Source organism: Methylobacterium cerastii (genome assembly GCF_022179125.1).
Taxonomy (GTDB): domain Bacteria; phylum Pseudomonadota; class Alphaproteobacteria; order Rhizobiales; family Beijerinckiaceae; genus Methylobacterium; species Methylobacterium cerastii.
The window spans coordinates 62,160-71,163 of record NZ_BPQG01000069.1 but is presented as its reverse complement, the minus strand read 5'-3'; the positions used below and the strand labels follow the sequence as shown (position 1 = coordinate 71,163).

Genomic DNA, 9,004 nt, shown 5'->3' with positions numbered 1-9,004 from the left:
CTTCTGCAGCAGCCTGCTAGATCTCGATCTCGGTCCCCACCTCCACCACCTGCCGGGTCGGAACGCCGAAGAAGGCGCCTGTGCGCTCGGCGTTTCGCTGCATGAAGGCGTAGAGGCTCTCGCGCCAGGGCTGCATGCCACGGTGGTCGTTCTTCGGGATGATGGTCTCGTGGCCGATGAACACCGTGAGGTCGTCGAGCATCTGCGGCGGCAGCCGGCGGTGCTCGACGGCGCAGGCCAACCCGTCGGGGATCGAGGCGTCCTCCATGAAGCCGTAGCGCAGGGTCACCCGGTAGAAGTCGGGGGCCAGGATCGTGACGTGCCCGCGCTCGTCCCGCGGCACCGTCGGGGTCTCCTCGTACTGGGCGCAGACGATCAGCACCCGCTCGGGGAGGGCATGGCTGCGCTCGACGAAGCGCGACAGGTGCAGCGGGATGCCGTGCGTCGCCGCCGACAGGAACACCCCGGTGCCCCGCACCCGGACGAGGTCGCGGTGCTGGAGCCCGGCGAGGAACGCGTCCTCCGGCTGCCGCAGGCCGGCGCGCGCCTCCTCGACGAGCTGGTTGCCGCGCCGCCACGTCAGCATCATCAGCGCGACGATGCCGGCGAGGACCAGCGGAAACCAGCCGCCCTCGAACAGCTTTACACTGTTGGCCCCGAGGAAGACGAGGTCGATCACCAGGAAGAAACCGTTCACCGCGAGGATCGCGACGAGGTTGTAGCCCCACTTGCGGGCGATCAGCGCGGCGAGCAGCGTGGTGATCGCCATCAGCAGCGACACGGCGATGCCGTAGGCGCCGGCGAGGGCGTCCGAGGATTCGAACACAACGACGGCGGCGATGGTGGCCGCCGCGAGCAGCCAGTTCACCGCCGGCACGTAGATCTGCCCGCGCTCCTCGGATGCCGTCTGGACGATGTGCATCGGCGGTAGGAAGCCGAGCTGGACCGATTGCTGGGTGAGCGAGAAGACGCCCGAGATGATCGCCTGCGAGGCGATCACCGTGGCCATCGTGGCGAGCCCGATCAGCGGGTAATGCGCCCAGCCCGGCGCGAGCCGGTAGAACGGGTTCTCGATCGCATCGGGCGAGGCCAGCAGCAGCGCGCCCTGGCCGAAATAGTTGATCACCAGCGCCGGCAGCACCAGGGCGAACCATGCGATGCGGATCGGCCGGGCGCCGAAATGACCGAGGTCGGCATACATCGCCTCGCCGCCGGTGACGGCGAGGAAGGCCGCGCCCAGCATCGCGAAGCTGACGTGCCAGCCGGCATGGAACAGGAATTCCACCGCCTTCAGCGGGTTGGCGGCGGCCAGGATCTCCGGCTTGTGCAGGACTCCGCCGAGCCCCATCAGCGTGAGGACGAGGAACCACAGCAGCATCACCGGCCCGAAGATCTTCCCGATGAAGGCGACGCCCTTGCTCTGCACCAGGAACAGCGCGACGAGGATCGCGATGGTGATCGGCACGACGTAGCGGCCGAGCGCGGGAGCATCGACTTTCAGGCCTTCGATCGCCGACAGCACCGAGATCGCCGGGGTGATCGCGCCGTCGCCGTAGAGTAAGGCCGCGCCGATCAGCCCGACGACGAGCAGCAACGCCTGCCACGAGTGCGGCTTGGCGTGTCGGGCGCCGAGCAGCGCCAGCATCGCGACGATGCCGCCTTCGCCGCCGTTGTCGGCCCGCAGGATCAGCACCGCGTACTTCAGCGAGACGATCAGGATCAGCGCCCACAGGATCAGCGAGACGGCGCCGACCACCGCGATCGGGTCGGCGTTGCCGCCGCCGCTCGCGGCGCGGACCGCCTCCTTGTAGGCGTAGAGCGGGCTGGTGCCGATGTCGCCGTAGACGACGCCGAGCGCGCCGAGCAGCAGGGCGGGGCGGAACCCCTGCGCGGCGGAAGGCTTCGCGCCGCCCTCCGCGCGGTCATGACTTTCGCTCACCGGGCGCCCTCGTCGTTTCTTGGCGCGACGCTAGCAGGCGCCGGTCGCCCGTCCATCGGAACCGTGCGCCGTGGCCGACGATCGCGAGGATGTGTGTCGGCCGGGCGTCAGACCAGGGCGGCGAGCGCGTCGGGGCAGGGCGCGTCGCGAGCGATCACGATCACCGGCACCTCGACATGGCGGCCGATCGCCTCGGCGACCGTCTCCGGCGGCGTCGGGGCGCCGGGGCTCTCGTTGACGACGATCGCAAGCACGGGCACGTCGGCGGCGCGGCAGGTCTCGTAGGCCGTGAGCGTGTGGCTGATCGCCCCTAGGTAGCTGCCCGAGACCAGGATGGCGGGGCAGGCCAGCGACCAGAGCCAGCCGAGGCCGGTCGCCTCCTGGGTGACCGGGCTCATCAGGCCGCCGACGCCCTCGATCAGCAGCGTGCCGGCCTCGGCTTCCATCCGCTCGAGGCACCAGGCGACGACCGCCTCGAGTTCCAGCGTGCGGCCCTCGAGCGCCGCCGCCTGGTCAGGGGCGAGCTCCGCCGCGTAGCGCCAGGGCGAGCAGGCCGCGACCGAATTTTCCGACACTGCGACGCCCTGCGCCGCCAGAAGCCACGCCGTGTCGCTGTCCGCGAACCCGGGGTCGCCCACCGGCGGCACGCCGCTCGCGACGGGCTTCAGCGCCCGCACGTCACGCCCGTCGGCCCGCAGCCGCCGCACGATCGCCGACGTGACGTAGGTCTTGCCGATCTCGGTGCCGGCGCCCGCGATGAAGACGGTCGTCATGGATACCCGCTGCGATTCTCCCTTTGCCGCAGAGGCGCAGGGAGAATCGCCCTCTCAGGCCGAGTAGCTGCCGTGGCAGTGCTTGTACTTCTTGCCCGAGCCACACGGGCAGGGCTCGTTGCGGGCGACGCGGCCCCAGGTGGTGGCGTCGTCGGGGTCGCGCTCCAGCACGGCGCCGTCGGCCGAGAGCCCCTGCGCCGCGTAGCCGTAGGCCGGTCCGCCGCCGCCGTCGCTGCCGGAGCCGCGGCCGTCACGGGCCATCTCGTTCTCGCCGGTGACCGGATCGAGGTGCTGGGCGAACATCTGCGGCAGGCCGGGGGACTGGCCGAACGGGTTCGCTTGCGCCTCCGGCTCCTGGAACATGATCTCCACGCGCGAGAGCTGGCTGGTGACCTGCTCGCGCAGCTGCGTGACGAGGCCATTGAACAGGTCGAAGGCCTCGGACTTGTACTCGTTCAGCGGGTCGCGCTGGGCGAAGCCGCGCCAACCGATCACCTGCCGCAGGTGGTCGAGGGTCACGAGGTGCTCGCGCCAAAGGTGGTCGAGGGTCTGGAGAAGCACCTGCTTCTCGATGTAGGTCATCACCTCGGCGCCGTTCTTCTCCGAGCGCGCGGCGTAGGCGGCGTCGGCCGCCTTCTTCAGGCGCTCGCGCATCTCCTCGTCGGCGATGCCCTCTTCCTTCGCCCAATCCTCGATCGGCTCCTGAAGGTTCAGGACCTCGGTGACGCGCTCGCGCAAGCCCACCACGTCCCACTGCTCGGCGTAGGCGTTCTCGGGGATGTGGGTCGCGACGAGGTCGTCGATCGTCGCCTGGCGCATCTCCTCGACGGTCTCGGCGACGCTGTCCTGGCCCATGAAGTCGCGGCGCTGCTCGAACACCACCTTGCGTTGGTCGTTCATGACGTTGTCGTACTTGAGCACGTTCTTGCGCATGTCGAAGTTGCGCGCCTCGACCTTTTGCTGCGCCTTCTCGATCGCCTTGTTGATCCAGGGGTGGATGATCGCCTCGCCCTGCTCCAGGCCGAGCTTCTGCAGCATGCCGTCCATGCGGTCGGAGCCGAAGATCCGCATCAGGTCGTCCTGCAGCGACAGGAAGAACTTGGAGCGGCCGGGGTCGCCCTGGCGGCCGGAGCGGCCGCGAAGCTGGTTGTCGATGCGGCGCGATTCGTGGCGCTCGGTGCCGATGATGTAGAGGCCGCCCGGAAGCGCCTTCTTGCGGCCGGCCTCGGGGTTGGCCGGCTCGCCCGACGCCAGCACCTTGGTGCGGTTCTCGGCGATCTCGGCCTTGATCGCGGCGACCCGGGCGTCGCGCTCCGGGCCGTCCTCAAGCCCGGCGAGCTCCTTCTCGACGCGCATCTCGACGTTTCCGCCGAGCTTGATGTCGGTTCCGCGGCCGGCCATGTTGGTGGCGATGGTGATCGCGCCCGGCACGCCGGCCTCGGCGACGATGTAGGCCTCCTGCTCGTGGAAGCGGGCGTTCAGCACCGCGAAGCGCTTGGTCACGCGTCCCTCGCGCGCTGCGGCGTAGACGTCGGTCAGCGCGTTCGGGTCGGAATAATCGAGCAGGGTGAAGCCGGCCTTCTTCAGCAGCTCCGCGATCAGCTCCGACTTCTCGATCGAGCCGGTGCCGACGAGGATCGGCTGGTGGCGCGCATGCGCCGTCTCGATCTCCTCGATGATGCCGGCGTACTTTTCCTCGACGGTCCGGTAAACCTGGTCGTCCTCGTCGACGCGCTCGACCTCCTTGTTGGTCGGGATGTCGACGACTTCGAGCTTGTAGATCTCGGCGAACTCGTCGGCTTCGGTCGAGGCCGTGCCGGTCATGCCGGCGAGCTTGTCGTAGAGCCGGAAGAAGTTCTGGAAGGTGATCGAGGCCAGCGTCTGGTTCTCGGGCTGGATCGTCACCCGCTCCTTGGCCTCCAACGCCTGGTGCAGGCCCTCCGAGTAACGCCGACCCTGCATCATGCGGCCGGTGAACTCGTCGATGATTACCACCTCGTCGTTCTTGACGATGTAGTCCTTGTCGCGCGTGAACAGGGTGTTGGCGCGAAGCGCCTGGTTCACGTGGTGGACGATGGTGACGTTGTGGCCGTCGTAGAGGTCGCCCTCCTTGAGGATGCCGGCGTCGCGGAGCGCATCCTCGATGAACTCGTTGCCTTCCTCGGTGAGCGAGACGGTGCGCTGCTTCTCGTCGAGGTCGTAGTGGGCCGGCACCAGCATCGGCATCAGCGCGTCGACGGTGACGTAGAGCTCCGAGCGGTCGTCGACCGGGCCTGAGATGATCAGCGGCGTGCGCGCCTCGTCGATCAGGATCGAGTCGACCTCGTCGACGATCGCGAAGTTGTGCCCCCGCTGCGCCAGCTGGGACATCTCGTACTTCATGTTGTCGCGCAGGTAGTCGAAACCGTACTCGTTGTTGGTCCCGTAGGTGATGTCGCAGGCGTAGGCGTCCTTGCGCTGCTCGTCGTCGAGGCCGTGCACGATCGTGCCGACGGTGAGCCCGAGGAAGCGGTAGACCTGCCCCATCCACTCGGCGTCGCGGGCCGCGAGGTAGTCGTTGACGGTGACGACGTGGACGCCCTTGCCCGACAGCGCGTTCAAGTAGACCGGCAGCGTCGCGACGAGAGTCTTGCCCTCGCCGGTCTTCATCTCGGCGATGCCCCCCTCGTGCAGCACCATGCCGCCGATCAACTGCACGTCGAAGTGGCGCTGGCCGAACACCCGCTTGGCCGCCTCGCGCACGGTGGCGAAGGCGGGAACGAGGATGTCGTCGAGGCTCTTGCCGGCGGCGAGTTCCGCCTTCAGCATGTCGGTGCGGGCGCGCAGGGCCTCGTCGGACAGGACCTGGATCTCGGCTTCGAGTTCGTTGATCGCGGCGACGCGGGGACGATAGCCCTTCACGCGCCGGTCGTTCGACGAGCCGAAAATCTTCTTGGCGAGGGCACCGAGCATCGTGAACCTGCAAACGGGAAAGCCCGTCTGCGGTCTCCCGCAGACGGCTGGCCTTGGCTGAGTTGGTCGGGCTTATAGAGGTAAATATCGCAGGCCGCATCTAAAAGAGGCCGGCGCGCGATGGGCTGCGCAGAGGCGCCTCACAGGGCAGCCCCGGCCCACGCTCGGCGACCCGGTGCGCTCCGGCGTCGGACCCGCGGCTTCAGTTGATCTCGCAGAACCCGGCCCCGGCGCCGACGACGCGGCCCGGCGGGCACCAGGGGCCGGCGACGCGCACAGGGGACCGGGACGGCTTCGCAAGCTGCGACGTGTTCGGCAGCGTCACCGGAGTCAGCCCGGAGACCGGGGCGGGCGCCTCCGGCGTGGGTCGCGCCGTTGCGATCATGGCTGCGGCGCTGGCGGACGCGGTTGCGACGGGCAGCGGGATGGCGGCGGCCGCGATCCGCTGGGTCGCGTGCGGCGGGACCGGAGCCGGCGTCGCCGCGGCGGCGCTGCCGACGCCGAGCCGCAAGCGGAACCCGCGCGCCTCGGCAATCGAGGGCGTCGCCGCCAGCGCGCAGGCAGCCGACGCCGCCAAGGCGATCCATCCGATCTGCGAGATCCTGCGCATCCGTGCCTCCATCGATCGGGCAAGCCTGCCGCGGAGCGCGTTCACGAAAGCTCAAGAAACAGAGTCAACGCATCCGGCGCCTTCGACCGGACGGACGGCGTGACGCCGTCGCGAACACGCGGCCGCCTTTGCGGACTTCCTTTGCGCCTTGCCTTTGGGCGTCGCGCGATCCACCTGTCTGCCCGATTCCCGCGGCTTCCGACGCCGCTTCCTCGACGCCTCGTGCGACGACGTCCGGCCCTCGGCCGCGGCGGGTCGGGGCGAAACACGCCAGGAACGCCAACGCCATGTCGAAGACCCACACCCTCAGCGGCGCGAGCGCGCTCGCCCTGGTGCTCGCGCTCGGAGGCGCCGCCATCGCGCAGACGCCGACGCCGGCGGCCCAGCCCTCCGTCGCCGCCTCGGTGCTGCCGTCGCCCGACAGCGTCGTCGCCAAAGTCAACGGCATCCCGGTCACCGCCGGCGACATCGCGGTCGCCGCCGAGGACCCGGCCCTGTCGCTGCCGGGCGTCGACGACGCGCAGAAGAAGGGCCTGCTCGTCGATTACATGCTCGACCTGAAGGTCGGCGCGCAGGCGGCCGACGCCGCCAAGATCGGCGACACGCCGGACTTCAAGCGCAAGCTCGCCTACTTCCGCGACAAGCTCCTCCTCGACGAGTACCTCGAGCGCGAGGCCCGCAAGGCCGCGACGCCGGAGGCGGCCCGCGCCCTCTACGACCAGTCGGCCAAGCTGATGAAGCCGGAGGAGGAGATCCACGCCCGGCACATCCTCGTCGAGAACGAGGCGGACGCCAAGAAGATCGCCGCGCGGATCAAGGGCGGCGAGGACTTCGCCAAGGTCGCCGCCGAGACCACGAAGGACGCCGGCTCGAAGGCCGAGGGCGGCGACCTCGGCTGGTTCTCGAAGGACCGGATGGTGAAGGAGTTCGCCGACGCGGCCTTCAAGCTGCAGCCCGGTCAGGTCTCCGATCCGGTGAAGTCGCAGTTCGGCTGGCACGTGATCAAGGTCGAGGAGAAGCGCAACAAGCCGGTCCCGACCTTCGAAGAGCTCAAGGAGCAGATCGACCAGGCGCTGATCCGCAAGGCGCAGCAGGACCTGATCCTGAAGCTGCGCGCGGACGCGAAGGTCGAGCGCTTCGACGAGAACGGCAAGCCGATCGCGGCCCCGGCGCCGACCCCGGCCCCCGAGGAGCCGAAGAAGCCCTGAGGCCCGGTGCCGCCGGTCGCGTCCGCGCGACCGGCCCCCGTCTAGTTCGGCGCGGCGAACAGGTAGGCCGATTCCGCCGTGGTGGTCTGAGCCTCGGGCAGGATGCCGAGCGCGGTCAGCTCGTTCGTGCGCCGGTTTGACGCCAGGATGTCGAGCACGGCGATCACGAGCCAGGGACAGGCGATACCGATAAAGAACGCCATCTCATCACCCTTGCGGACCGGGGCTATCCGGACCTTTGCGGACCCGGGCTGCCCGGCGTCGAGAGCGCGATGATAGCCGCGCGCCGAAGCTTCGCAAGATGGCGGGCGAGCTGACGGCCCGACACGCCGGCCACGATGCCCGGACGGGCCGGGCGGTCAGACCCAGCCCTGAAGCTCGCGCCGCACCACGGTCTCGATCACCTTCATCCCGAGGTCGCTGTCGTTGAGGCAGGGGATGTAGGCGAAGCGCTCGCCGCCGTTGTCCTCGAAGTAGTGCCGGTTCTCGCCGTCGAGTTCTTCCAGCGTCTCCAGGCAGTCGGCGGTGAAGCCCGGCGCCACGATCGCCATGCGCTTCACGCCGGATTTCGCGAGGGTCTGCACGGTCTCGTCGGTGTACGGCTTCAGCCATTCCTCGTTGCCGAAGCGCGACTGGAAGGTGGTCCGCATCCGCTCGGTCGAGAAGCCCAGCTCCTCGCGGATCAGCCGCCCGGTCTTCACGCACTGGCAATGGTAGGGGTCGCCCTTGAGCAGGTAGCTCTTCGGCACGCCGTGGAACGAGGTGAGGATCACCTCCGGCTCGAAGTCGAGCTTGGCCAGCCCCTCGCGGATCGAATCGGCCATCGCGCGGATGTAGACCGGGTCGTCGTGGTAGGGCGGCGAGACCCGCACGGTCGGCTGCCAGCGCATCTGCATCAGCGCCTTGAACGCCTGGTCGCAGGCGGTGGCCGAGGTCGCGGCGGCGTATTGCGGGTAGAGCGGCACCAGCAGGATGCGGTCGCAGCCCTGGTCGAGCAGCGCCTGGATCCGCAGGGAGACCTCGGGCTTGCCGTAGCGCATCGCCCAGTCGACCACCACGCTGTCGCCCATCGCCGCCTGCAGCCGCTCGGCCTGGCCGCGGGTGATGGTCTTGAGCGGGCCTTCGTCGCGCTCGTTGTTCCAGACGCTCGCGTAGTCCTTGCCCTTCGGGCCGGGACGCTTGGTGAGGATGATCAGGTTGAGCAGCGGCCACCAGATCAGGCGCGGCACCTCGATCACCCGGCGATCGGACAGGAATTCCTTCAGGTAGCGGCGCATCGGCCAGTAGCTGGTCCCCTCCGGCGTGCCGAGGTTCATCAGCAGCACGCCGACGCGGCCCCAGCGGACCGGGGGGTGCTCGGCCGGAAGCGTGCCGGAGCCGGCGGCGCGCTGCGGCTCGACGGAGGTGACGGCCGACAGGGATGTCGGTGCGACGCGTTCGTTCATGGTAAGGTTCTCGGCCATGGCGGCCGCTTCCTGTCCTAGAGCCGCCGGGGGCGCGGCTTCGTGGGGCCGCGCGGCCG

Annotated in this window: 7 protein-coding genes; 1 reads left to right on the top strand and 6 read right to left on the bottom strand. The window is 69.3% G+C overall.

Annotation, left to right across the window (positions count from 1 at the left end; genetic code table 11):
- Positions 1 to 16: 16 nt before the first annotated feature.
- The 4 genes from MFF13_RS20670 to MFF13_RS20655 all read right to left on the bottom strand — a co-directional run bounded on the left by MFF13_RS20670 (position 17) and on the right by MFF13_RS20655 (position 6,274).
- Complete coding sequence (locus MFF13_RS20670; RefSeq protein WP_187273624.1) at positions 17 to 1,870, bottom strand: potassium transporter Kup; 1,854 nt, start codon at positions 1,868 to 1,870, stop codon at positions 17 to 19.
- A 176-nt stretch (positions 1,871 to 2,046) separates the two neighbouring features.
- Positions 2,047 to 2,712 carry a dethiobiotin synthase gene (gene bioD / locus MFF13_RS20665; RefSeq protein ID WP_147828789.1) on the bottom strand — a complete coding sequence of 222 codons (666 nt, stop codon included), beginning with the start codon at positions 2,710 to 2,712 and terminating at the stop codon, positions 2,047 to 2,049.
- A gap of 54 nt (positions 2,713 to 2,766) precedes the next feature.
- Complete coding sequence (secA, locus tag MFF13_RS20660) at positions 2,767 to 5,664, bottom strand: preprotein translocase subunit SecA (protein WP_147828788.1); 2,898 nt, start codon at positions 5,662 to 5,664, stop codon at positions 2,767 to 2,769.
- Between the two features lie 202 nt (positions 5,665 to 5,866).
- The gene (locus MFF13_RS20655; protein WP_238272853.1) at positions 5,867 to 6,274 is read right to left on the bottom strand and encodes a hypothetical protein; all 408 of its coding nucleotides are present in this window, start codon (positions 6,272 to 6,274) and stop codon (positions 5,867 to 5,869) included.
- A 287-nt stretch (positions 6,275 to 6,561) separates the two neighbouring features.
- Here MFF13_RS20655 and MFF13_RS20650 point away from each other — a divergent pair, with 287 nt between their 5' ends.
- The gene (locus tag MFF13_RS20650; RefSeq protein WP_147828786.1) at positions 6,562 to 7,482 is read left to right on the top strand and encodes a peptidylprolyl isomerase; all 921 of its coding nucleotides are present in this window, start codon (positions 6,562 to 6,564) and stop codon (positions 7,480 to 7,482) included.
- Positions 7,483 to 7,523: 41 nt separating this feature from the next.
- Here the strand turns inward: MFF13_RS20650 and MFF13_RS20645 are convergent, their stop codons facing one another.
- Both MFF13_RS20645 and hemH read right to left on the bottom strand, forming a co-directional pair.
- Positions 7,524 to 7,685: a hypothetical protein gene (locus MFF13_RS20645; RefSeq protein WP_187273622.1), complete on the bottom strand. Its 162-nt coding sequence runs from the start codon at positions 7,683 to 7,685 to the stop codon at positions 7,524 to 7,526.
- A 156-nt stretch (positions 7,686 to 7,841) separates the two neighbouring features.
- A complete protein-coding gene (gene hemH / locus MFF13_RS20640; protein ID WP_147761600.1) occupies positions 7,842 to 8,927 on the bottom strand; it encodes a ferrochelatase in 1,086 nt (361 codons plus the stop codon).
- Positions 8,928 to 9,004 lie beyond the last annotated feature (77 nt).